21 protein-coding genes are annotated in these 24,650 nt (G+C 66.9%); 7 read left to right on the top strand and 14 right to left on the bottom strand.

From position 1 onward, the window contains the following. Positions 1-24: 24 nt before the first annotated feature. The 4 genes from AC1DX2_RS17350 (at position 25) to AC1DX2_RS17335 (ending at position 3,294) form a co-directional block, all read left to right on the top strand. Positions 25-708, top strand: a complete 684-nt coding sequence (locus tag AC1DX2_RS17350; RefSeq protein ID WP_477197599.1) for a TetR/AcrR family transcriptional regulator — start codon at positions 25-27, stop codon at positions 706-708. Positions 709-867: 159 nt separating this feature from the next. Next, positions 868-1,521, top strand: coding sequence for a protein-L-isoaspartate O-methyltransferase family protein (locus AC1DX2_RS17345; RefSeq protein ID WP_477197598.1), 654 nt, complete (start codon positions 868-870; stop codon positions 1,519-1,521). A gap of 6 nt (positions 1,522-1,527) precedes the next feature. Continuing rightward, positions 1,528-1,869 carry a rhodanese-like domain-containing protein gene (locus AC1DX2_RS17340; RefSeq protein ID WP_477197597.1) on the top strand — a complete coding sequence of 114 codons (342 nt, stop codon included), beginning with the start codon at positions 1,528-1,530 and terminating at the stop codon, positions 1,867-1,869. 75 nt (positions 1,870-1,944) lie between these two features. Continuing rightward, a complete protein-coding gene (locus tag AC1DX2_RS17335) occupies positions 1,945-3,294 on the top strand; it encodes a TolC family outer membrane protein (protein WP_477197596.1) in 1,350 nt (449 codons plus the stop codon). Here AC1DX2_RS17335 and AC1DX2_RS17330 read toward each other — a convergent pair. The 3 genes from AC1DX2_RS17330 to AC1DX2_RS17320 are packed head-to-tail and all read right to left on the bottom strand — an operon-like array spanning position 3,287 to position 6,937. Continuing rightward, positions 3,287-4,552: a 3-deoxy-D-manno-octulosonic acid transferase gene (locus tag AC1DX2_RS17330; protein WP_477197595.1), complete on the bottom strand. Its 1,266-nt coding sequence runs from the start codon at positions 4,550-4,552 to the stop codon at positions 3,287-3,289. The genes AC1DX2_RS17335 and AC1DX2_RS17330 overlap by 8 nt on opposite strands. Further along, a complete protein-coding gene (gene waaC, locus AC1DX2_RS17325) occupies positions 4,549-5,547 on the bottom strand; it encodes a lipopolysaccharide heptosyltransferase I (RefSeq protein ID WP_477197594.1) in 999 nt (332 codons plus the stop codon). The genes AC1DX2_RS17330 and waaC overlap by 4 nt, the downstream gene beginning before the upstream one ends. Positions 5,548-5,554: 7 nt before the next feature. Further along, entirely contained in the window at positions 5,555-6,937 is a 1,383-nt protein-coding gene (locus AC1DX2_RS17320) for a phosphomannomutase/phosphoglucomutase (RefSeq protein WP_477197593.1), read from the bottom strand. A gap of 128 nt (positions 6,938-7,065) precedes the next feature. Between AC1DX2_RS17320 and AC1DX2_RS17315 the strand changes: the two genes are divergently transcribed. The 3 genes from AC1DX2_RS17315 to AC1DX2_RS17305 are packed head-to-tail and all read left to right on the top strand — an operon-like array spanning position 7,066 to position 10,052. Beyond that, positions 7,066-8,607 (top strand): Ada metal-binding domain-containing protein, encoded by a 1,542-nt coding sequence (locus AC1DX2_RS17315; protein ID WP_477197592.1) that lies wholly within the window; start codon positions 7,066-7,068, stop codon positions 8,605-8,607. Positions 8,608-8,658: 51 nt separating this feature from the next. Further along, on the top strand, positions 8,659-9,144 hold the full coding sequence (locus AC1DX2_RS17310; RefSeq protein WP_477197591.1) for a methylated-DNA--[protein]-cysteine S-methyltransferase: 486 nt from the start codon (positions 8,659-8,661) through the stop codon (positions 9,142-9,144). Between the two features lie 2 nt (positions 9,145-9,146). Beyond that, positions 9,147-10,052, top strand: a complete 906-nt coding sequence (locus tag AC1DX2_RS17305) for a DMT family transporter (protein ID WP_477197590.1) — start codon at positions 9,147-9,149, stop codon at positions 10,050-10,052. Between the two features lie 79 nt (positions 10,053-10,131). Here AC1DX2_RS17305 and AC1DX2_RS17300 read toward each other — a convergent pair whose 3' ends face one another. From AC1DX2_RS17300 to AC1DX2_RS17250, 11 genes are all read right to left on the bottom strand, one after another. Continuing rightward, positions 10,132-10,866: a TraB/TrbI/VirB10 family type IV secretion system protein gene (locus AC1DX2_RS17300; protein WP_477197589.1), complete on the bottom strand. Its 735-nt coding sequence runs from the start codon at positions 10,864-10,866 to the stop codon at positions 10,132-10,134. Between the two features lie 59 nt (positions 10,867-10,925). Continuing rightward, a complete protein-coding gene (locus AC1DX2_RS17295; RefSeq protein WP_477197588.1) occupies positions 10,926-14,153 on the bottom strand; it encodes an efflux RND transporter permease subunit in 3,228 nt (1,075 codons plus the stop codon). Between the two features lie 6 nt (positions 14,154-14,159). Continuing rightward, positions 14,160-15,314, bottom strand: coding sequence for an efflux RND transporter periplasmic adaptor subunit (locus AC1DX2_RS17290; protein ID WP_477197587.1), 1,155 nt, complete (start codon positions 15,312-15,314; stop codon positions 14,160-14,162). 257 nt (positions 15,315-15,571) lie between these two features. Beyond that, positions 15,572-16,657, bottom strand: a complete 1,086-nt coding sequence (locus AC1DX2_RS17285; RefSeq protein ID WP_477197586.1) for a hypothetical protein — start codon at positions 16,655-16,657, stop codon at positions 15,572-15,574. A 255-nt stretch (positions 16,658-16,912) separates the two neighbouring features. Next, positions 16,913-19,558: a protein kinase domain-containing protein gene (locus AC1DX2_RS17280; protein WP_477197585.1), complete on the bottom strand. Its 2,646-nt coding sequence runs from the start codon at positions 19,556-19,558 to the stop codon at positions 16,913-16,915. A gap of 18 nt (positions 19,559-19,576) precedes the next feature. Beyond that, positions 19,577-19,882 (bottom strand): hypothetical protein, encoded by a 306-nt coding sequence (locus AC1DX2_RS17275; RefSeq protein WP_477197584.1) that lies wholly within the window; start codon positions 19,880-19,882, stop codon positions 19,577-19,579. A gap of 27 nt (positions 19,883-19,909) precedes the next feature. Continuing rightward, on the bottom strand, positions 19,910-20,611 hold the full coding sequence (locus AC1DX2_RS17270; protein ID WP_477197583.1) for a LytR/AlgR family response regulator transcription factor: 702 nt from the start codon (positions 20,609-20,611) through the stop codon (positions 19,910-19,912). Further along, positions 20,599-21,693, bottom strand: a complete 1,095-nt coding sequence (locus tag AC1DX2_RS17265) for a sensor histidine kinase (RefSeq protein WP_477197582.1) — start codon at positions 21,691-21,693, stop codon at positions 20,599-20,601. The genes AC1DX2_RS17270 and AC1DX2_RS17265 overlap by 13 nt, the downstream gene beginning before the upstream one ends. A gap of 31 nt (positions 21,694-21,724) precedes the next feature. Further along, positions 21,725-22,615, bottom strand: a complete 891-nt coding sequence (locus AC1DX2_RS17260; protein WP_477197581.1) for an alpha/beta fold hydrolase — start codon at positions 22,613-22,615, stop codon at positions 21,725-21,727. Positions 22,616-22,767: 152 nt separating this feature from the next. After that, positions 22,768-23,514 carry an amino acid ABC transporter ATP-binding protein gene (locus AC1DX2_RS17255; RefSeq protein WP_477197580.1) on the bottom strand — a complete coding sequence of 249 codons (747 nt, stop codon included), beginning with the start codon at positions 23,512-23,514 and terminating at the stop codon, positions 22,768-22,770. Between the two features lie 28 nt (positions 23,515-23,542). Next, positions 23,543-24,649: an amino acid ABC transporter permease gene (locus tag AC1DX2_RS17250; RefSeq protein WP_477197579.1), complete on the bottom strand. Its 1,107-nt coding sequence runs from the start codon at positions 24,647-24,649 to the stop codon at positions 23,543-23,545. Position 24,650 lies beyond the last annotated feature (1 nt).

Here is a 24,650-nt window from a genome sequence, read left to right as displayed (position 1 = left end):
TACTAACCTATTGGTCATTAAGAGATGGTGCTATCTAAACTGATCTGCGGCGCCTCGGCCCAGGCGGCTGCCAAGCGCGAGCGGCGCAAGGAGGCGCGGCCGGGCGAACTGCTGAACGCGGCGCTGGAGCTGTTTGTCGAGAAGGGCTATGCCGCCACGCGTGCTGAGGAAGTGGCCAAGCGGGCCGGCGTGTCCAAGGGCACGCTGTTTCTGTATTTTGCCTCCAAGGAAGAACTGTTCAAGGCGGTGGTGCGCGAGAACATCAGCGCCCGCTACCCGGACTGGAGCAACGAGCTGCAGAACTACCCCGGTACCACCGCCGAACTGCTGCGCTACTGCATGACGGTGTGGTGGGAGCGCGTGGGCGCCACCAAGGCGGCCGGCATCAGCAAGCTGATGCTGGGCGAGGCGGCCAATTTCCCCGAGCTGGCGGCCTTTTACCGACAAGAGGTGATAGAGCCCGGCCACTTGCTGATACAGCGCATCCTGCAACGCGGCATGGAACGGGGCGAATTCCGCGTCGTGGACCTGGAGCAAGGTGTTTACCTGGTGCTGGCGCCCATGCTGTTCCTGACCACCTGGCAGCATTCGCTGGGCATATGCGCGCCGGGCGGCAAGGAACTCGACCCGCTGGCCTATATACAGGCGCAGGTGGACAACATCCTGAACGGGCTGTGCGTGCGTCCCGGCACCACCAACGCGGCGTGACGGGCCAGGCCGCCGGGGCCAAACCCGGGTGGTATGCGACGGAGCGCAGGATTTGCGTCATGAATGGGGGATGGCCGCGTTGGGCCAACGGGGGACCCCCGGTAGAATCCCCCTGGATCGCCGCGAGTGCGCGGTGAAGTAGGTAGTGGAGTGGATGACATGAATATCGAACAAGCACGCTTCAACATGATCGAACAGCAGATCCGCCCCTGGGATGTGCTGGATGCTAACGTGCTGCACCTGCTGTCGGTGGTGCGCCGTGAGGACTTCGTGCCCGCCGCGCACAAGGCGCTGGCCTTCGCCGACCTGGAGGTGCCGCTGCCCTGCGGCCAGTGCATGCTGGCCCCGCGCGTGGAAGCCCGCCTGCTGCAGGACCTGGCGGTACAAAAGCACGAGAAGGTGCTGGAAGTGGGTGCCGGCTCCGGCTTCATGGCGGCCCTGCTGGCGCACAGCGCGCAGCGCGTGATCTCACTGGAAATCCATGACGAATTGGCCCAGATGGCCCGCGCCAACCTGCAAAAGGCCGGCGTGCACAATGCTGACGTGCGCCAGGCTGACGGCGCCAAGGGTGTGCCGGTGGAAGGCCCCTTTGACGTCATTCTCCTCAGCGGCTCGGTGGCCGAAGTGCCGGTGACGCTGCTGACCCACCTGAAGGTGGGCGGCCGCCTGGCCACCATCGTGGGCGAGGAGCCCACCATGCGCGCCACCATCGTGACCCGCGTGGACGACACCCAATTCCGCACCGCCCAACCCTGGGACACCGTGGCCCAGCGGCTGGTGAATTTCCCCGAGCCCTCGCGCTTCAGTTTCTGACCACCGATGATCGACCAGATACGCCCCAGCGAGTTGTCCCAATGGCTGGCCGGCATGAGCCGGCACGGCGAACCAGTGGTGCTGGACGTGCGCGAGCCGGCCGAGTTGCAGGCCGCCAGCGTGCAGGCCGACGGCTTTCGGCTGCTGACCATTCCCATGGGCGACATCCCCTCGCGCCTGGACGAGCTGCAGACCGGCCAACCGGTGGCCTGCCTGTGTCATCATGGCGCGCGCAGCATGCGGGTGGCCGCTTTCCTGCAAAGCCGGGGCTATGAGCGGGTGGCCAACATCGCCGGCGGCATCCAGGCGTGGTCCGAAGAGCTGGACCCGCGCGTTCCGCAATACTGACCCTTGCCGCTCATTCTCGCTACTTGCACAGACTGTCACCACCAAGAACAACCTTCACACGACGAGCACAACGACATGACTCCTAACCACATCAAGCGCCTGCTCCCTCTGTCCCTCGCCCTGGGCCTGGCCTTTGCCGCGCCGGTGCGCGCCCAGAGCCTGGTGGAGCTGTACGAATCGGCCCGCGGGTTCGATGCCGTCTTCCAATCCGCCAAATCGCAGTACGACGCCAACCTGGCGCGTGCCGAGCAGGCCAAGGCCGGCCTGCTGCCCGCCGCCAGCCTGACCGTGAATGCCCAGCGCATCTCCGCCACCAGCAGTGGCGCACCGGCCACCGCCGCCGGCTCGGGCGATGTGACGTACAACACCGCCACCACCACCCTGGGCGCCTCGCAACCGCTGTACCGCCCCGCCAACGTCAAGGCCTGGGAGCAGGCCAAGCGGTCCATGGACATCGCCCGCGAAACGCTGAGCCTGGCCGAACAGGACCTGGTGGTGCGTGTCAGCCAGGCCTATTTCGACGTGCTGGGTGCGCAGGACAGCCTGACCTTCGTGCGCGCGCAAAAGGCCGCCGTGGCCGAGCAACTGGCCTCGGCCAAGCGCAACTTCGAAGTCGGCACCTCCACCATCACCGACACACGCGAAGCCCAGGCCCGCTATGACCTGGTGATCGCGCAGGAAATCGCGACCGAAAACGACCTGCGCGTGAAGAAGATCACGCTGGACCAGCTGGTCGGCAAGAACGACACCGCGCCGAAGCCCCTGGCAGCGCCCGTGATGCTGCCGCCGGTGGTCCCCACCGACATGGGCGTGTGGGTGAAGCGCTCTGAAGAGACGCATCCCCAGGTCAAGATCGCACAGCTGGGCCTGGACGTGGCCAAGCTGGAGACCGACAAGGCCCGGGACGGGCACAAGCCCACGCTGGACCTGACGGCCGGCTATTCGTCCACCTACACCCCCGGCCCCAGCACCAGCGGCCCCTACAACCTGCACAGCGGCGGTGCCAGCATCGGCCTGAACTTCAACCTGCCCTTGTTCGCCGGCTTCGCGGTGCAAAACCGCATACGCGAAACCATTTCGCTGGAAGACAAGGCCCGCAGCGACCTGGACAATGCCCGCCGTTCTGTCAGCCTGGCCACCCGCACCGCCTACCTGGGCGTGCTGTCGGGCCAGGGCCAGGTGAAGGCGCTGGAAGCCGCCGAGACCTCCAGCCAAAGCGCGCTGGACGCCAACAAGCTGGGCTACCAGGTGGGCGTGCGCATCAACATCGATGTGCTGAACTCGCAAAGCCAGCTCTACCAGACCAAGCGTGACCTGGCCCAGGCCCGCTACGCCGTGCTGATCGGTGACCTGCGGCTGCGCCAGGCTTCCGGCTCGCTGACCGCGGCTGACCTGCAAGGCATCAACGCGTTGTTGATCAAGTAAATAGCGTTGCCACAGTGCGGGCGGTCTTGTCGGCCGCACCGCCGTGCGCGGCAGAAAAGGCTTGGGCATTCGCCCGCATGGCCTGCAAGCGCGGCGCATCAGCCAGCAGGTCCAGAGCCGCCTGGACGCCGGCGCGCATGTCTTGCATCCGAAGGGCCGCCTGCGCCTGCTGCGCCAGTGCAGCCGCCTCGGCAAAGTTGAAGGTGTGCGGCCCCATCACCACCGGGCAGGCACAGGCCGTCGCCTCGATCAGGTTCTGGCCACCCAGCGGCTCAAAGCTGCCACCCAGCAAGGCCACGTCGCTCAGGCTGTAATAGAACGTCATCTCACCCAGCGTGTCACCCAGCCACAGCTCGGCGGCGTCCGGTCGCTGCGCCCATTGGCTGCGACGCGACAGGCTGAAGCCCGCGGCCAGCGCCAGTGCCGCCACCTCGTCAAAGCGTTGCGGATGGCGCGGCACCAGCAGCCATTGCACCGCCTGGCCGGCGTCACCCAAGGCGCGCACGGCCTGCAGGAACAGCGCCTCCTCGCCCTCGCGCGACACCGCCAGCATCACCACCGGGCGCGGCCCCAGGCTTTGCCGCAGGCTGCGGCCTGCCTGCACCTGAGCCGGGTCGGGCCGGGCGTCGAACTTCAAATTGCCCACCACGCCCTGCACCTGGGCACCCAGGGCTTGCAGGCGCCGGGCATCGTCCTCTGACTGCGCCAGCACCAGGCTCAAACTCCGATAGGCCGGCCGTGACAACCAGGCCAGGCGTTGGGCGCTGTGCATCGACGCCTCGCTCATGCGCGCATTGGCCAGCACCAGCGGCACGCCCATCCGCCGGCACTGCGCCACCAGGTTGGGCCAGATCTCGGTTTCCATCAGCACACCCAACACCGGCTTGAAATGCGCGAGGAAACGACAGGTGGCAGCCGGCGTGTCCCACGGCTGCCAGGTCTGCACGTCGCCGTCGCGCAGCAGCTTGGTGCCCTCTTCCCAGCCGGTGGCGGTGCCATGCGTCAGCAGCAGGCGCATGCCGGGCAACTGCTCGCGCAAGTGCGCCAGCAGCACGGCGGCGGCCCGCGTTTCACCCAGCGATACCGCGTGCACCCAGATGTAGCGTTCGCTGCCCGTGGCCGACGCGCCGGCGTAGCGGCCAAAGCGCTCATCGACCGCGTGCGCATAGCGCGGCTCGGCGCGCGCGCGGCGCGCCAGCTTGCGGCGCAGCAGCGGCTGGGCCAGGCCCATCAGCAGCGAATACAGGGCCAGCATCATATGGGGGCAATCCCAGCCTGCGGGACAACACCCACCTGCTGCCACGCCTGCCATACCGCGTCCACGGTGGGGCTGGGCTGCGCAAATACGCTGCACTGGCGCGCCACACCGGTCGCGGCCGGCACCGGGCCGGTACGCCAGGCGGTGTCGAAGTTGTAGATCTGCACATGCGGCAGGTCCAGCGCCACGGCAATGTGACTCAGCCCGCTGTCCACGCCCACCACGCCGGCGCAAGCGGCCAGCCGGTCCGTCAACGCATCCAGCGCCAGGCGCGGCCACACCTGGGCTTGCTGCAGCCCGGCGGCGATCTGCTCGCTGCGCCGCTGCTCGGCATCGCTGCCGTGAGCCAGGGCGACGGCATAGCCGCTGTCGTTCAGGCGTTGGCCCAACTGCAACCAGTGCGCCAGCGGCCATTCCTTGTCGGCGCGTGAGGTGCCGTGCACAAAGGCCACCGTAGGCTGCGTGGGCTGCACGTGCTGCCCGGTCAAGCCATAGCGTTCTTCATCCGGCACGGCGTAGGCCAGCGCACGGGCGCACAGTTCGCGCCCCCGGCGTACAGCGTGGATGTGCGGCGGCAGCGCCACCGCCACGTCGGCCACCCAGCGGGTGGGTGCCTCGTACCCCGAGCCATCGGTGCGGTTGGCCATGGCATAGCGCTGGCCACCCGGGGCCAGGCGCGCTAGCCACGCCACCAACGCAGACTTGGTCAGGCCCTGCAGGTCCAGCACGGCGTCGTAGGCCTGTTCCTGCAACTCGTTGGTGAAGGCGCGCCAGGCGGTGCGCGTGTCGGCAGACAAGGGACTTTTGCGCCAGCGGCGCAGTTCGCATTCGATGACGCGCTCCACCCCCACGCAGCGCCGCACCAGCGGCGCAAAGGCGCGTTCCACCACCCAATCGATGCGCGCCTGCGGCAGCGCGCGGCGCAGGTCCTGCACAGCCGGCATCGTGTGGACCACATCGCCCAACGACGACAGCTTGACGACCAGTATTCTCACTGCGTCCTCAATGCGCTGCCTCTTGGAAAGCCGCATCCGGCTTGACCGAGCGCAGCAGCGCCAGCATGGCATCCTGGATGCGGTGCAGCGCGCCTTCCGTCTGGCCCTCGAAGCGCAGCACCAGCACCGGCGTGGTGTTGGACGAGCGGATCAACCCAAAGCCGTCCGGCCAGTCCACCCGCAGGCCGTCGATGGTGTTGAGCACGGCCGGTGCCGGGAAATTGGCCAGCGCCACCATCTTGTCCACCAGCGCGTGGGTCTCGCCTTCGGCGCAGGCGACATTGAGTTCCGGCGTGGAGAAACTGGTGGGCAAGGCGTTCAGCACGGCGCTGGGGTCTGCAGAGGCGCTGAGGATTTCCAGCAGCCGGCAACCGGCGTAGGTGCCGTCATCGAAGCCAAACCAGCGCTCCTTGAAGAAGATGTGGCCGCTCATCTCGCCACCCAGCGGCGAGGCGATCTCCTTCATCTTGGTCTTGATCAGCGAGTGCCCGGTCTTGAACATCAGCGGCGTGCCGCCGGCCGCCGTGATTTCCGGCGCCAATTGCTGCGAGCACTTGACGTCGTAGACGATGGTGCCACCGGGCACGCGCGACAGCACGTCGCGGGCGAACAGCATCATCTGGCGGTCCGGGTAGATGTTGACGCCGTCCTTGGTGATGATGCCCAGGCGGTCGCCATCGCCGTCAAAGGCCAGGCCCAGCTCAGCGTCGCCGGCTTTCAGCGCAGCGATCAGGTCGCGCAGGTTCTCGGGCTTGCTGGGGTCGGGGTGGTGGTTGGGGAAGTTGCCATCGACGTCGCTGAACAGCTCGGTCACCTCGCAGCCCAGCGCGCGGAAGATGGCTGGCGCCGAGGCGCCGGCAATGCCGTTGCCGGAGTCGATGACGACCTTCATGGGGCGCTTGAGCTTGATGTCGCTGACGATGCGGTCGCGGTAGGGGGCGTAAACATTCACATTGCGCACCCGGCCGCCGGCTTTCAGCGTCCAGTTCTCGTCCGTCATCATGCGGCGCAGCGCCTGGATCTCGTCGCCATAGATGGCGCGCCCACCCATCACCATCTTGAAGCCGTTGTAATCCTTGGGGTTGTGGCTGCCGGTGACCTGGATGCCGCTGGTGCACAGCGTGTTGGCAGCAAAGTACAGCATGGGGGTGGTGACCTTGCCAACGTCGATCACGTCCACGCCGGCCGCCACCAGACCCTCCACCAGCGCGGTGCTCAGGTCGGGGCCGCTCAGGCGGCCGTCACGGCCCACCGCCACGCTGGTCTCGCCCTCGGCCAGCGCCCGGGTGCCGAAGGCCTTGCCCAGGGCGCGGGCAACGTCGGCATTCAGCGTGCTCGGCACCACGCCGCGGATGTCATAGGCTTTGAAGATGGCCGGGGTCAATTGCATGAAGTCAGCCTTGCAAAAGGGGGTTGAAAGGGTTGGCCGATTGTAGGGTGCGCATCCTGAGGATCGAGACCGGGGGACATGTCCGAAAACGGCGAGTCTGAACCGGATGGCCGCGTATCATTTCCCCCATGGACACCACCGCCCGCCCCGCCGACGATGCCTGCTACAGCGCCCTTAAATCCAAGGACGCCCGCTTCGACGGCCATTTTTTCACCGGCGTCACCTCCACCGGCATCTATTGCCGGCCGGTGTGCCGGGTGAAGACGCCCAAGCGCGAAAACTGCCGCTTCTTCCAGTTCGCCGCCCAGGCCGAAACCGCCGGCTTTCGCCCCTGCCTGCGCTGCCGGCCGGAGCTGGCGCCGCGCTCGCCCACGCTGGGCAGCGGCGCCGCCGGCGCGGCCTGGTCGTCCACCGACGCCTCGGCCATCCTGGCGCGCCAGGCGGCGGCGCTGCTGGACGCGCCGGAGCACTGGCCGGACAGCGCGCCCTCGCTGACGCTGCTGGCCCAGCGGCTGGGCGTCAGCGACCGCCATGTGCGGCGCATCTTCGAGACCGAGTTCGGCGTATCGCCGCTGCAATACCTGCAGACCCGCCGGCTGCTGACGGCCAAGCAGTTGCTGACCGACACCGACCTGGCCGTCACCCAGGTGGCCCATGTGGCCGGCTTTGCCAGCCTGCGCCGCTTCAACGCTGCCTTTGCGCAGCACTATGGTTTGAACCCGACGCAGCTGCGGCGCAACAGCACCGCCGGCGGGCAGGCGCGTGCCGGCACGCCGGGCATCACCATGCGGGCCGGCTACCGGCCGCCCTACGATGTGGCGGCCATGCTGAACTTTCTGCATGCACGACAACTGGTGGGCGTGGAATGCCTGCTGCTGGAGCCCCCCGGGCCTCGCTTCGGCCGCACGCTGCGGCTGACGCATGCGGGCAAGACCTACACCGGCTGGCTGCTGGGCCGCTTCAACGAGGAACGCCTGCAGGTCGAGGTGCAATTGGCAGACAGCCTGCTGGACGTGCTGCCGCTGGTCACCAACCGGCTGCGCGCCACGCTGGACCTGGACGCCGACCCGCTGGCCATCAACGCCGTGCTGGACCCGCTGTTCCCCAACGGCAGCGGCCTGCGCGTGCCTGGCACCATGGACGGTTATGAGTTGGCGGTGCGCGCCGTGTTGGGCCAGCAGATCACCGTGGCGGCAGCGCGCACACTGGCGCAGCGCATGGTGGCGCGCTTTGGCGAGCCCTTGGAAACGCCGGTGCCGGAGCTGAACCGGCTGTTCCCGGCACCCGAGGTGCTGGCCCAGGCCAGCGGCGATGCCTTGGGCCAACTGGGCATCGTCAAGCAGCGCCAGGCCGCCATCGTGGCGATCGCCCAGGCGGTGGCCGAGCAGCGGCTGCGGCTGGAACCGGGGGCCGACCTGAACGCCACGCTGACCGCCCTGAAAGAACTGCCCGGCATTGGCGACTGGACGGCCCAGTACATCGCCATGCGGGCGCTGCGCTGGCCGGACGCCTTCCCGGCTGGCGACGTGGCGCTGCACAAGGCCATGGGGGTGCAGGGCAGCAAGCATCCAGCACGCGAGGCCGAGGCCAAGTCACAGGTCTGCAAGCCCTGGCGCAGCTATGCCGTGGTGCGCGCCTGGGCCACGCTAGCACCCGGCTCACCCAAGTGAGCCAACCAGCGAACCCGAATTGAAGCGCTGAAACGTTTTGGAGAGAACACCATGCACACCATCGTCACCACCACCGTGACCAGCCCGCTGGGCGACATCATCCTGGCGGCCAGCCCGCGCGGGCTGATCGGCATCTGGTTCCACAACCAGCGCTACCTGCCCGACATGACCGGCTGGCTGCCCGCATCCGACCACCCTTTGCTGCTGCAGGCCGGCGAGCAACTGAACGACTACTTCACCGGCAAACGCCAGCGTTTTGAGCTGCCGCTGGACCTGTCGCGCGGCACCTCCTTTCAGCAATCGGTGTGGCAGGCCCTGCTGGGCATACCGGCTGGCGGCACCACCAGCTACGGTGCCCTCAGCCAGGGCCTGGGCAAGCCGCGCGCGGTGCGGGCGGTGGGCGCGGCGGTGGGCCGCAATCCCTTGAGCATCGTGGTGCCCTGCCACCGCGTGCTGGGCAGTGATGGCTCGCTGACCGGCTACGCCGGCGGCTTGCAGCGAAAATCAGCGCTGTTGCAATTGGAAGGCGCGCTTTGACCTTGAAGAAACCCGCTGCCCCGCCGTGGCTGATCGACTTTGTGCTGCTGGCCGCCATCTGGGGCTCGTCCTTTTTGTTCATGCGCCTGGGCGCGGTGGAATTTGGCGCCGTGCCCACGGCCGGCGTGCGCGTCACCATTGCCACGCTGTTCCTGCTGCCCTTGCTGCTGGGGCGGGGCTTGAGCGGGCAACTGCGCCAGCACTGGAAGGCCACCTTCTTCATCGGCGTGCTGAACTCGGGCATCCCGTTCGCCTGCTTTGCCTTCGCGCTGCTGTCCATCAGCACCGGGCTGTCGGCCATCCTGAACGCCACCGTGCCGCTGTTTGGCGCCGTGATCGCCTGGGCCTGGCTGAACGACCGGCCCAATGGCTCGCGCATCCTGGGCCTGGCCATAGGCTTCGTGGGCGTGGCGGCATTGGCCTGGAACAAGGCCAGCTTCAAGCCCGATGCCTCGGGCGTGACCACCGGCTGGGCCGTGTTGGCCTGCCTGCTGGCCTGCCTGTGCTATGGCATCGCGGCCAGCTTCACCAAGCGCTACCTGACCGGCCTGCCCTCGCTGGTGACGGCCACCGGCAGCCAGATCGGCGCCATGCTGGGCCTGGCGCTGCCGGCCTGGTGGCTGTGGCCGGCCAAGACGCCCAGCAGCACCGCCTGGCTGGCCTTGCTGGCCTTGGGCGTGCTGTGCACCGGTGTGGCCTATGTGCTGTATTTCCGCCTGATAGAGCGCGCCGGGCCGGCCCGCGCACTGGCCGTGACCTTCGTGGTGCCGCTGTTCGCGGTGCTGTATGGCACCGTGCTGCTCCATGAGACGGTGACGCCATGGATGGTGGGCTGCGGCCTGGTCATCGTGGCCGGCACCACGCTGTCCACCGGGCTGCTGCGCCTGGGCCGCACGCGGCAATCCTGAAACTTTGCGGGACAGACCTTCGCGCAGCGAAGCTCTGTTCTCAACACTTTGTCAGTTGTCCGGCAATTCCCGCCACGCTTCACTTGGCCGTGGGCGTGGCCGGCGCCGGCGCTTCCTGCAGCACCACAGCAAATTCGCGCCCCGGCTCCAGCCCCAGCGTGGGCAACAGCGTGTCCATGCTGCGCAGCTCGCGCACGGCGTCCGCACTGGGACCCTTGTTGCTGTCGTCTTCGCGCAGCAGGCTGTCGGTCAGGCCGAACGAGGCGCGGCCCAACGCAGAACTCATGAACCCGCCCAGGCCACCGCTGGAGCGCGCCTGGGCGCCGACGCCCAGCAGCAGCAAGTCCTTGGCGGTGGGGCTCCAGGCCACAGGGCTCTTGATGCCGGCACGGCTGTCCTTGTCGACCGCAAAACCGTTGACGGAGCGGCTGACCACCTCCTTGCCCAAAGCGTCGAAGCAGCGCAGCGCGCGCAGGCGCAACTGCACCCGCTCGGACGACAGGTTGGCCCAGGCATCGGCATCGAACACGCACTCGGCGGCGCCGGGCACCCATTGCGGCAAACGCCCCAACTCGGCCACGCGCAACACCAGGTGGGCCGGCACCGCCAGCGCGGTGGCGCCGGTCTGCACATCAGCCCCGATCAACGTCACCACAGGAATGGCCTGGCGCCACGGTGGCGGCACCGGCCTGGCCGGCGCCGAGGCAGCAGCGACTGGCGGATCGGCGGCATGCGCGATGCCAACAGCAGCACACAGGCAACAGGCCAGCGATGCGGCCCCTGCCAAAAAACGCACGTCACGAAAACCGCGCATGGCAACCCCCTTGATTGTTATGGCGCCATGGTACGCCAAGCGGAGGTCGCCGCGCGTTGTCAGCGCGTCAGAGGCGGCACGCCCAGCGCCACCTTCACCACGTCGGTGGGCTTGCCGCGCCTGAACAGCCGCATGACCAGCCGGTAGATGAAGCGCACGAAGGTCAGCGCCAGAATGGCCTCGATGAAGGTCAGCACGAAGCCGACGGCAAAGTTCCAGCGCTCGCTGCGGCGGTGGAACTTGGCCAGCATGCGGTCGTGCGCGATCTCGATGCTGTCGTAGAAGGTGGGTACCACCAGCAGCGTCAGCACGGTGGAGGTGATGGTGCCGCCGATGATGGCGATGGCCAGCGGGCGGTAGAACTCGCCGCCCTCGCCCATGCCGATGGCCACCGGCATCATGCCGGCGATCAGCGCGAAGGTGGTCATCAGGATGGGGCGCAGCCGCTGGCGACCCGCGTCCATCAGCGCGTCCTCGCGGTCCATGCCCTCGGCCTCCAGGCCGCGGGCGCGGTCCAGCAGCAGGATGGCGTTCTTGGCCACCAGCCCCATCAGCATGATGATGCCGATGAAGCTCATCAGGTTCAACGTGCCACCGGTGAGCAGCAGGGCCACCACAACGCCGATCAGGCTCAAGGGCAGCGACAGCATCACCGCGATCGGCGCCGTGAATGAGCCGAACTGCATCACCAGGATCAGGTACATCAGGCCGATGCCCATGATCAGCGCAATGAACATCTCGCTGAACAGTTCCTTCTGGTCGCGGCTGGCGCCGCCCAGCACCACCTCATAGCCGGGCGGGAAGTCCATGGACTTGGCCAGCTTCATGGCGTCGGAGGTGATCTCACCCGACGAGCGCCCCTGGGCGTTGGCCGACACCGTGATGGTGCGCTTGCCGTCCATGTGCTGAATCTGCGCCGGGCCCTTGCCCATGGTGATGGTGGCGATCTGATCCAGCGGCACCATCATGCCGGTGTTGCCCACCGCGATCGGCAAGCGCTCGATGTTCTTGGCGTCCACACGGTCGTCGGGGTGCAGGCGCACCGCGACATCGCGCGACTCGCCTGTGGGGTCCACCCAGTCGCCCACTTCCACGCCCGCAAACGCCACGCGCAGCGCGTTGGCGGTGTCGCCCACCGAAATGCCCAGGTTGTTGGCCAGGCCGCGGTTCAGTTCGATCTGCAGTTCGTCCTTCGGGTCTTGTTCGGACAGGCCCACATCCACCGCGCCCGGCACCTTGCGCAGCTTGTCCATGAAGTCACCGGTCAGCGCCAGCAGGCGGCGCGCGTCGGGGCCGGAGAACTGCACCTGCACCGGCTTTCTGGCGCCGTTGGTCAGGTCGTCCAGCACCACGTACTCGGCGCCCACCAGGGTCTGCAGCTTCTTGCGCAGCTCGGCGGCGATCTGGATGCCCGAGCGCTTGCGCTCGGTGCTCTTGCCGATGTCCACATAGACGCGGCCGCCGCCGGCGTTCACGGTGCTGTTGGTGGCCTTGGTCTCGGGCAGTGTGCGCGCCAACACGGCAGAGGCCTCGATCTTCAGCCGCGTGTATTCCAGGCTGGTGCTCGACGGCGTGCGGATGTCGATGGCGATGGTGCCGACGTCCGACACCGGCAGGAAGCTGGAGCCGCCGAACGTGCCATGCAGCACCAGCGCGCCAACGAAGCTGGCAAACGCGATGGCCGACATCCACTTGCGGTGGTGCAGCGCCCAGGCGATGACGTTGCCGTAGCGGTCGGCCTGGTGGTCAAACCAGTGGTTGAAGCGCTGCAAGTACAGGCTGATGCCGGTCTTCACCGCCGCGTGGTGGCCCGGGGGATCGCCCCAGAAGGCCGACAGCATGGGGTCCAGCGTGAACGAGATGCCCAAGCTGACCAGCACCGAGGCCGCCACTGTCAGCGCGAACGGCCGGAACCACTCGCCAGCGCCGCCCTGCATGAAGGCCACCGGGATGAACACGGCGATGATGGAGAAGGTGGTGGCGGCCACGGCCAGGCCGATCTCGGCCGTGCCGTTCATGGCGGCGGTGCGGCGGTCCTCGCCGCGTTCCATGTGGCGCACGATGTTCTCGCGCACCACGATGGCGTCGTCAATCAGCACACCGATGGCCAAGGACAGCGCCAGCAGCGTCATGAAGTTCAGCGTGAAGCCGCACAGCCAGACGGCGATGAAGGCGGCGATGACCGACGTGGGCAGGCTGGTGGCGGTGATCAGCGTGGAGCGCCAGGAATTGAGGAACACGTAGACCACGAAGATGGTCAGCCCGGCGCCGAGGACCAGGGAGTCGATGACGTTGTTCAGGCTGTTCTGCGCGTCCTTGCCGCCGTCCTGCGTGACTTCCAGCTTGGTGCCCTTGGGCAGGGTTTTGTTGATGTCCTCGACCATCTTGCGCACCTTGTTGGCCACCGACACCGTTGACGCATCACGCGCCCGGGTGACGGAAATGCCCACATTGGGGTTGCCGTTGCGCACCGAGAAACTGGTCAGCTCGCCAAAACCGTCCTGCGAGGTCGCGACGTCACCCAGGCGCACCACCTGGTTGCCGTTGCGCTTGAGCACCACCTTGGTGAAGTCAGCCGGCGACTCGATGCGGCCTATCAGCCGTATGCTTTGTTCTTCCAGCGTGCCGATGACGCGGCCCACGGGGGCCGTGGTGTTTTGGGCGCGCAGCGCGTTGACCACGTCACTGACCGAAATGTTGTACTCGCGCAGCTTCTCGGCGCGCAGCAGCACGCTCAGCTCGCGCCGCAACGAACCGTTGACGCTGACCACCGCCACGCCGTCTACGCTGCGGAATTTGTCGGACAGGTCGTCCTCGGCCAGGCGCGAGATCTCGGCGTGGGTGAGCGCGGTGGACGACAGCGCCAGCTGCATGATGGGCTGGGCAGCCGGGTCGATGCGCTGCAGCACCGGCTCGCGCATTTCCACCGGCAGCTTGTAGCGCACCGAGGCGATGGCGTTGCGGATTTCGTCCGACGCCTCCACCATGTTCTTGCGGAAGTTGAAGATGATGACGATCTGCGCGCTGCCGTTGTTGGCAGTGGAGCGGATCTGGTAGACACCGGTGATGCTTTGCAGCGCCTTTTCCACCCGGTTGATGATTTCACGCTCCACCGTCTCGGGCGAGGCGCCGGGGTAGGGCACGTTGACCACCATCACCGGCTGCTCGACGTCGGGGATCTGGTTGACGCGCAGCTTGTTCAGGGCCAGCAGTCCCAGCGCCATCAAGCCGATGATGATGACGATGGTGGCGATCGGGCGCTTGATGCTGAAATCAGACAGGAACATGGTGCGTCACTCCTTGGAGGCTGCTGCCAGCGCTGGCGCGGCGGGTGCGCTGGCCGGGGCACTGGCGGCCTTGGTGGCCATGTCCGCACGCTGACCGTCTTTCAGTGCCGATGACGGCACACGGATCAGGCGGTCGCCATCCGTCAGACCACCGACCACCCCGTAAGTGCCACGACGGGCGTCGCGCGGCCCCAGCACCAGGCTGACCTTTTGCAGCTTGTTGTCGGCCACGCGCCAGACAAAGGCCTTGTCGCCATCCCGCACCAGTGAGCCTTCGGGCACCACCAGCACCTGGGTGTTGGCGGCCTCGACACGGCCTTCTGCGTACAGGCCCGACAGCTTGGGCTGGGTTTCACCGGCGAACTCCACCAGCACCTCGGCCTGCCGGGTGGTGGGGTTGGCGGCCGGGTTGACACGCTTGACCTTGCCGGTGAAATCCTGGTTGCCATAGCCGTTGACGCGGAAGGTGACCGGCTGGCCCACCTTGACCGCAGTCAGCGCGTCAGCCGACACCAGGCCCTCGAAGCGCATGCTGGCGGGATCGATCACCTTCAGCAGTTCCTTGCCGATCTGGGCGGTGTCGCCGGCCGAGACTTTTCGCTCGCTGACGATGCCATCAAATGGTGCCCGGGCCTCGGTGCGCTGCAGTTGCTGGCGCGCCTGCACGGTGCGGGTCTTGGAGGCCGACAGGTCGCTTTGCGTGGCGTTGCGGCGAATTTCGGCGTCTTCCAGCCCCTGGGCCGAGGCCATGCCGGACTCGCGCAGCGTCTTCAGCCGCGCCAGTTGGCGCTCGGCCTGGTCGTAGGCCTGGCCGGCCACGCGTTCGGCTTCCTGGGCCGAAGCCAGAGTGTCGCGGATGGAGGTGTCGTCCAGGCGCACCAGGAGGTCGCCACGCTTGACGGCGTCGCCGTTTTCCTTCAACACCTGCAGCACCACGGCACCCACCTCGGCGCGCAGGTCAGCGCGGCGCTCGGGCTGGATGGTGCCGGTGATGGAGGGGCCGGAGCTCATGGCCGCGTTTTGCACGGTGACCAGGTCCTCGGCGGACAGCGCCAGCGGCTGGTCGCTCTTTTTGGCGTCTTTGTCGGCCTTGTCAGGTCCTTTGCCGCAGGCCGTCAGCAGGGTTGCCAGGCAAATGACCAGAAGGGTTGGGCGCAGCATGTGGTTGAACTCCGGATATCAGCGGTGGATTTGACGTGCGGCAAGACCCGCGCGGTAACGCGGCGACGCCCACTGTTTTGGTAGCGGGCATTATCGCTTTGCGGGGTGGTGAAAACCCGCAGAAATGCGACGAATTGACATTTTTGGGGGTTGAACGTTCCAAAGCCCTCCACAACCGGCCACGAAAAAGCCCCGCCACCTGACAGGTGGCGGGGCTTGGGCGTGTGCTCAGCCAGCCCCCAGGGCTGGCTGGCGCTTCAGGAACCGTTGAGCAGCAGCTTGGTGGCCACAGAGGTGGTGCCGGCGCCGTCATCGGTCTTCAGCGGCATACCCTTCAGGCGGCCTTCAGCCACCAGCCACTGGGTGGTGTTGGAGGTGGTGCCATTGCTGGTGGAGGTGGTCTGCACCTTGCAGGCCTGGAAGGTACCGGCCGGCACTGTCAGCGACTCCTTGCCCACGTAGGTGAATTTGTAGGAGTAAGAGAACTCTTGTGCCGGGATCGGGAACGGTATGCCCACGGTCTCGATCTTCATGGTGGAAGACACCGTGTAGACCTGGCCAGACGTCAGGTTGGTGGGTGTCTGCAGCGGCGGGGTGAAAGACGTCACGGCGTCCACCGTGAAACCCGACACCGTGGCCGCAATCGTCTGCCCGTAGGTGGAGTACGTAGAACCCGTCAAGGCGGTGTAGTTCTTGACCCGGGTGGTGGTTCCCACCACGCCCAGAACGGAAATGCTGGAAGCCGTTACCGTGGTGTCAATGACCAGTTCCGTGGCGGTATTGCCCTTGAAAGCCACTTGGCCGTTCACCGTGTACTTGTTGGTGGTGGACAGGCTGCCATTGGGTGCCGTCGCCGTCAGGTCGATCTGGTAGGTGTTACCGGTCTTCAGCAATTCAGTGCTCAGGCAATCCGCGTAGTTGCCGCCACCGCCGCCGGGGTTGGGATTGGTGGGCGTGCAATTGGCGGGGGCCACCGTGCAGTTAAAGCCGCTCAGCGTGCCCAGCGGCACCAGGGCGTTTCCGGTCACCGGACCCAATATGAGAATGGTACCGGCGGGCAGGCCGCTGAGCACGGAGGTGGTCACCGCGATGGCATTACCCGAGCTGTAGGCGCGGAAGACAAAGCCGGTGCTGGTGGTGGTGGCCGGGCTGCCGGGGAAGAAGGCCGCGAAATTGGTTTGCGCCCAGGCGAAGAACTGGTCTGCCGTGATGGTGGCGGTGGCGGTGGTCTTGATCTTGGGCGTGATGCCCAGCACTTCGGAGACGGCCCGGCATTGGCCGTCCAGCTCCGCATAGCCGCTGGCGCCGCTGGCGCACAAGGCGCTGTCGGCCACCGGAACCACGGCGTGCCTGATTTGCGCCGCAATGGGGTTGTCGGCAACGGCATCGCTGCCGCCCCCCCCGCAAGCTGACAACACGGCTACCAGGGCAATACCCCCAGCCGCTCGAATCCAAGATGATGTGAACTGCATGGTTTTCTCCAGGTTTTGCCCCCAACGAGGAGCCTTATAGGTGTACGCATGCAAGGTACACCAAAAGGCTCACGCTGCCTGATTTTTTTTCAGGCCATCCCCAAAGTCAACCCAAAACCCGGGCTGTTACGTCTGCGTTAGGTTCCAGTAGCCCACGTGCCGGCCGGACAGCGGCGCGATGGCCGCCGCCTTGGCGTAAGCGCTGCGCGCCAGCGCCAGACCGTCTGCGCGGTCAGCGGCGCCCCACTGGCTGCGCCGCGCGCCCAGTTCGCCCAGCAGCAGCCAGGCGTCGCGGTCGCCGGGTGTCTTGGCCACCAGGGTCTCCAGCATCTGTTGTGCCGCGTCGGCCTGCGTGCGCGCCTGCGCGTGGCGCCCCAGTTGGTGCAGCGCATTGGCCTGGTCAATGCGCGTCCAGGCCAGGCGGCGCAGCTGCGGCGGCCCGGCCTTGCCGCTGGCGACACGCGCCACCAGCGAGTCCTCGGACATCTTCAACAGCTCCAACGCCTTGCTGGCGTTGCCCGAGGCCAGGTGCGCCCGGCCATGGTGCAGGGCCATGGCGTTCAAGCCGGCCGACCAGCCCGCGTTCTGCGGTTCGTCGTGCAGCAGACGCTGCATTTCAGTCCAGCCCAGCGTGATGGCATCCATCGCACAGGGCACATCGCCCGCGTCCAGGCAGGCCACGGCCAGGTTGTTGGCCTCGGAGGTCAGCCCGCTGCGCATGCTGGCGTTGTCGGGGTCCAGCGCCATCGCCTGCTTCTTGAACGCCACCGCCGAGCGTGAATGGGCGATGGATTCCGGCAAGTTGCCGATGCCGGCATACACCAGCGCCCGCGCACCCTCCACCGTGCCCAACTGGAAGGCGTAGATGGCGGCATCCTCCTTCTTGTCGTCCTTGCTGGGCAACGCGGTGTAGATGGCAAGCGCCTCGTTGAAGTCGCGCAACGCCTGGTCCGGCTGGCCCTTGTTGGCCAGCACCACGGTGTAGCGCATCTGCCCTAACCGGAACACCACCGACCCGAGGTCGGAAAGCAGGTTTTTCTCTTTCGGGTACAGCGCCAAACCGCGCCGCAAAGCCGCCTGCCCCTTGCTCAACAGGGCCATGGCCTCATCCACCTTGCCCTCGTCGCGCAGCAGGAAAGCCTTGGAACCCAAGGCGCGCGACCACCACAGGTAGTACAGCGGGTCAGCCGGCGGGTTGGCCTGCGACTGCTCAAACAGCGCCAGCGCCTTGGCCGCGCTCTTGTCCCCGGCTGCATTGTTGTCCAGCGACTTCAACCCATTGGTGACCTGGATATCGGCCAGCCGGGCATAGGCCATGGCGATTTCGCCTTTGAACTGCGAATCGGCATCGGCTTCAGGCAACAGGCGGTCCAGGTAACGCAAGGTGTCGGTCAGCAACTTCTCCTTCAGCTTCATGCCGCCGGGCAGGTGGGTGATGGCGTCGCCATACTGCATCACCACCTCGCCGGTGATGGAGCGTATGTCCTTCAGGCGGCGCTCGGCGCTGGCGCGGGCCAGTTCGGCCTGGTGCGCGTTCCAGGCGGTGGCCCCGGCACCGACCACGATGGCCAACAAGGCCAGTGCGGCGGCGGCCACCGGCACCTTGTTGCGCGCCACGAACTTGCCCACCAGGTAGCCCATGCTGGGGGCACGCGCCGCCACCGGGTAGCCGTCCAGGTAGTTGCGCACGTCCTGCACCAGTGCGTCCACGCTGGCGTAGCGGCGCTCCACTGGTTTTTCCAGCGCCTTGAGCAGGATGTTGTCCAGGTCACCCTGCAGGTGCTTGCGCTGGCTCAGCCATTGCGGGTCGTTGACCAGGTCGGGCGACAGGCTGCTGGGTTTGCTGGGGGTTTCCTCCAGCACACTGCGCGCCGCCTGGGCCGGGGTGGTGGCACCGCGGCCGGTGGGGCGCAGCCCGGTCAGCAATTGGTACAGCAGCACGCCCAGCGAATAGATGTCGGTGGCGGTGGTGACCGGTTCGCCGCGCACCTGCTCGGGGCTGGCGTAATTGGGGGTGAAAGGGCGCGCTGCCCCCATGGTGGTGTCGCCACCGTTGCCCTCCACAGGGTCCAGCGCCTTGGCAATGCCGAAATCCAGCAGCTTGACCTCGCCTTGCGGCGTCACCAGCACATTGCCGGGCTTCAGATCGCGGTGAACCAGCAGGTTGCGGTGGGCATAGGCCACCGCGTCACCCAGTTGCAGGAACAGCGCCAGGCGCTCGCGCAGCGGCCTGTCGCGCACCGCCTGGTCCATGGGCACACCGTCCACGTACTCCATGACGAAGTACGGCAGCCCATCGGCGCTCAGGCCGGCGTCGTACAGCCGCGCGATGTGCGGATGGTTCAGCCGCGCCAGGGCCTGGCGCTCGTGCGCAAAACGCTGCAGCACGCTGGCACTGTCCATGCCGCGCTTGAGCAGCTTGATGGCGGCACGCCCTTCGAACTGGCCATCGGCGCGGCGCGCCTCATACACCTCGCCCATGCCGCCGGCCCCCACGGTGGCCACCACCTCCCAGGGCCCGAAGCGCTCGCCTTTGCGCGGCGCGCTCAGCACCTGGGCTGCGGCCGGCAGGTCCATGAAGCCGCCGCTGGCGTCGGCACCGTCATGATGCGCCAGCAGCGACAGCACTTCAGCCTGCACCGTGGGGTCCAGCCCGACCTGCGCCAACGCGGCGGCGCGCTGATCGGGCGGCAACTCCACCACCTGGTCAAACAGTTGCTTGACTTGCGACCAATGCGAGGATGAAGCGGAAGGCGGTTCGTGGTTCGTCATCGCAAGGTCTCGCCAACGTCAGGTTTTCAAGGGGGTGTTTTGGAATTGCGCCTGGGCTTTGTCCAGCCACAGCGCCAGGCTGGCCTGCAGATCGCTCTGGCTGAAGGAACAACTGTCTTCGCTGAACAGTGCGCTGGACTCCAGGCGGTCCAGCAACTGGTCCAGCACCTCGCCGTAGCGCGGCGGCAGGCCCTGGCGCAACTGCGCCAGACCGCGTGCCTGCATGCTGAAGTGGGCTGCGCCCAGGCTGCCAGCCTGCAAGGCGGTGAAAGCCTGTTGCAGCGCGTGCAACTGGTCCAAGGCGTCCGGCGGTGCGTCAGTCATGGCTTCGGCAATAGGCTCACAAAGGGGTCACAAACGGGTCAGGTTCCTGAATTCGGCCGAGCGGCGGCGCGACATCTCCACCGACACGCCGTCGCTCAGTTTCAAGGTCAGCCCGCCGGTGGCCGAGGGGCTGACATCGGTGACAACATCCAGGTTGACAATATACCGCCTGCTGGCACGCACGAACTGGCCGGGGTCCAGCCGCTGCTCCAGCTGGTTCAGCGAGCGCAGCAGCAGCGGACGCTGGCAGTCGAAATGCACGCGGGTGTAGTTGCCTTCGGACTCGAACAGGCGGATGCTGTCCAGCTTGACGAACCAGCAGCGCTCACCGTCCTTGATGAAGATGCGGCTGCCGCGCTGCAGCGCCGGCTCGCTGCCAGCGGCGCGCGCACCGACCTTTTGCAAGGCGGCGGCCAGCCGCTCAGGCGCGATGGGTTTGAGCAGGTAGTCCAGCGCGTTGGCGGTGAAGGCGTTGACGGCGTAGTGGTCGAAGGCGGTGGTGAAGACCACGTCCGGCGGATCGTCCAGGTCCTGCAGCAGATCGAAACCGCTGCCATCGGGCATTTGTATGTCCAGGAACAGCAGGTCGGGCGTGAGCTTGTCCACCAGCGCCTTGGCCTCGGCCACGTTGGCGGCCTCGCCCACGATCTCGACCTCGGCATGCGCGCCCAACAGGCGGCGCATCTCCATGCGTGCCAGGCGCTCGTCGTCGACGATCACGGCGCGCATGTGCGCTCCTGCGGCAGTCGCAGCGTGGCGGTGACCCAGCCCCCGGCTTCGGCGATCTCCAGGCTGGCGCGCGGCCCGAACAGCAGCGCAAGGCGCCGGCTGGTGTTGTCCAGCCCCAGCCGGGTGGAGCCGCTCAAGGTTCGCAAAGCGCCCTGGTTGGCCACGGCAACCAGCACCTGGTCCCCCTCGCGCCGGGCGGTGATGCGTATCTCGCTGCCGGCCGCACTGGTCTCCACGCCGTACTTGACGGCATTCTCCACCAGCGTCTGCACGGCCATCGGCGGCACGGCGGTACGTTCCAGGCCAGGCTCCAACGCTTCGCTGACACGCAGCCGCTCGTCAAAACGCACCGCCTCGATGGCCAGGTAGGCGCGCACCGCGTCCAGCTCGCGCGCCAGCGCCACCACGTCAGACTGGCCCATCTGCAAGGTGTAGCGCATGACGTCGGCCAGGCGGTCGACCACACCAGCGGCAGCAGGCACATCGAGGTACATCAGCGCGCGTATGCTGTTCAGGCTGTTGAAGAAGAAATGCGGGTTGACCTGGGCTTGCAAGGCGCGCAGCTCGGCATCCTTCACCTGCACCTCCAGTTGCAGCTTCTCCAGCTCGAAACGCTTGGCGCGACGCGCGGCGGACACGGCGCCGTAGAACACCGTCCAGGTCAGGAACATGAAGAACCAGAAGGCGGCGGCCGGCGGCGCCCAGGCCAGCTCGTGAAACACCCGCAGGCCGCGCCAGACCGCGAAGCCGCTGGCCACCAGCAGAGTCTGCATGAACGTCAGCAGCAAATTGCCCAACAACAGGTGGCGCAGCGGCAGCGGCCGGCCCAGATCAAACACCCGCCGGCTGCGCAGGTGGTGGCGCCAGGCATGGGACAACAGCAGGCCGGTGCAGCCGCCCCAGATCGACAGCATGATGAAGTTGGTCCGCGCCGGCCCCTCTGCGCCGAGCGAAAACGTGGTGTTCAGCAGCGCCACCAAGCCCCAGCCGGCCAGCTGGCTCAGCCAGTACCAAGGCCATTGCCGGGCTTGGGTGGGCGCGGCACCGACAGAAGTCGCAACCAAGGGGGCAGTGACGCTCATGGCCAGATAGTCAAGGGTTGCGCCGGGTGATTCACTTCAGGAACGCATCCATGCGCTCGAACATCCATTGCGGGTCATCGTACATGATGAAATGTCGCGCATTCTCGGCGATCTCCAGTTGCACGCCCGGCAATCTGGCGTATTGCGTGCGGTAGTTGGCCTCGAAGGCAGTACGCGGCACAAAGGCTTTGTAGGCGCCAAAGGCCCCCAGCACCAGCGTGGGCGACGTGATGCGGGCCACGTCCTGGCGCAGGTCAGTGGCCATCAGGTCGTGCATGGCGTTGGCGACCGCCAGCCGGTCAGACTGCACGCCCCAAGCCACCACGCGTGCCACGTCCTCAGGCTTGGTCACCATGGCCGCCACCATGCGCTGGCGCCCCGCCTCCTGGGTGGCGGGGTCGCCTTGCAACATGCTGTCGCGCAGGCGGCCGGCCGCGCTCTTCAATTGATCGGGCGTCAGGTCCGGCATTTGCAGTGCACCCAGCGCCGGCAGCGAATCGACGATGACCAGCTTGCCGGTCAAGCCCGGGTAGTCGGCCGCCAACTGCAGCGCCAGGAAGCCACCCAGGCTGTGGCCCACCACCACCGGGTGGTCCAGGCGCTTGTCACGGATGTACCGGACCAGCTCCTGTTCCACCTGCTTCAGGTTCGCGCCGGCTGCCGCCGGCACACCGGCAAAACCGGCCAGGTTCAGCACATGGCACTGGTAACGCTGGGCGTAGCGGGCCACCGTGGTGTCCCAGGTGGCAGCGGAAGAGGCCAGGCCGGGAATCAGGATCATGGGCTGCCCTTGGCCGGTGACCGTCACGCGGAAAGAAACCGGCTCAGCAGCCTGGGCGGCCCCGGCCGCCAGCGCGGCACCAGCCAACGCCAGGCCGGCAGCGGCGTGTTTCAGGAATCGGTTGAATCTCGGCATCAGCATGGTCTCGGTCCTCCAAAAAACGGGTTGTCAATGGGCCGGATGCTAGGCAGCGGCCCGACTGACCACCAGCGCTTTGGGATGAGTGGCGGAAGATGAGGATGAGCGCGGCAACGCTTCGGATGGCGAATGCCGGGTGGTCGGCGACGGCGGACTCAGTGCCCCAGCACCTTCGATAAGAAATCCCGCCCGCGCTCGGTCTGCGGGTGGTTGAAGAACTCGTGCGGGGTGTTCTGCTCGACGATCTGGCCCTGGTCCATGAAAATCACGCGGTCCGCCGCCGCCTTGGCAAAGCCCATTTCATGGGTCACGCACAGCATGGTCATGCCCTGGCCAGCCAGCTCCAGCATCACGTCCAGCACCTCCTTGATCATCTCCGGATCCAGTGCCGAGGTGGGCTCGTCGAACAGCATGATTCGGGGCGTCAGGCACAGCGCGCGGGCAATGGCCACGCGCTGCTGCTGGCCGCCGGAGAGCTGCAGCGGGTACTTCAGCGCCTGCTCGGCAATGCGCACGCGCTCGAGCTGGTGCATGGCGCGCGCCTCGGCTTCCTTCTTTGGCAGCTTGCCCACCCACATGGGCGCCAGCGTCAGGTTGTCCAGCACCGTCAGGTGCGGGAACAGGTTGAACTGCTGGAACACCATGCCCACCTTCTTGCGCACCTCGTCGATGACTTTCACGTCGTCGGTCATCTCCACGCCATCCACCAGCAGGCGCCCTTCCTGGTGCTCTTCCAGCCGGTTGATGCAGCGTATCAGCGTGGACTTGCCCGAACCCGAAGGCCCGCAGATGACGATGCGCTCACCCGCAGCGACCGACAGGTCGATGTCGCGCAACACGTGGAAGTCGTCGCCATACCACTTGTTGACCTTGTCGAACTGGATGATGGGGGAGGCACTCATGCGGCGGGTGTTGGAAAGGGTGGGCGGCTCAGCGCAGCTGGCCGTGCAGCGTCTGGCGCTCCACCCAGCGGCTGTAGCGCGACATGGCAAAGCAGAAGACGAAGTAGATGGCAGCGATGAACAAGTAGCCCTCGATCTTGTAGGGCCGCCAGTCGGCGTCTGAATTGAGCGCCAGCCCGAGGGCGCCGGTCAACTCATACAGGCTGACGATGGTGACCAGCGAGGTGTCCTTGAAGGTGGAGATGAAGCTGTTCATGATGCCCGGCACCACGATGGCCAGCGCCTGCGGCAGCACGATCTTGCGCTGGCACTGCCACCAGCTCAGGCCCAGCGTGGCGGCGGCCTCCTGCTGGCCACGGGAAACCGCCTGCAGGCCGCCACGTATCACCTCGGCCATGTAGGCGGCGGCAAACAGCGTGATGCCCACCAGCACGCGCACCAGCACGTCGATGCTCATGCCCTGCGGCAGCAACAGCGGGAACATGAAGGAGGCCATGAACAACACCGAGATCAGCGGCACGCCGCGCACCAACTCCACATAGACGGTGCACAGGCTGCGTATCGCCGGCATGCTGGAGCGCCGCCCCAGTGCCACCGCCAGCGCAATGGGGAAGGCCAGCACCATGGACAGCGACGACAACAACAGCGTCAGCGGCAGGCCGCCCCAGCCGTCGGTGTCCACCCTCTCCAGACCCAGCACACCGCCGCGCATCAGCGGAAAAAACACCGCCCACACCGCCAGCCACAGCGCGGCCAGCCAGGGCTTCCAGAACCAGCGCACGCAGCTCAGCACCAGCAAAGCCAGCAGCAATGTGCTGGCCACCAGCGGCCGCCACTGCTGCTCAAACGGGTAGCGGCCGAACAGGATCAGCCGGTACTTCTCGGCCACCACACCCCAGCAGGCACCGTGGGCCGCGTGGCAGGCGGCGGCGTCCGGCAGCCAGTGCGCATCCAGCAGCGCCCAGCCCACCAGGTGCTTGCCAGCCCACAGCAGGCCCGCCACCAGCAACACGGTGGCGATGCCGGTGGGCCAGTCGCCAAACAGGTTGGCGCGCAGCCAGGCCAGCGCACCCGCGCGCCCGGCCGGCGCCGGACGTGCCGCAATGGGTTGGAACACCTGGGCCGTGCTGGACATG

The sequence above is a fragment of the Hylemonella sp. P2_B10 genome, from assembly GCF_056404875.1.
The sequence above is the reverse complement of the archived record's forward strand: the minus strand, read 5'-3'. Positions and strand labels throughout refer to the sequence as shown.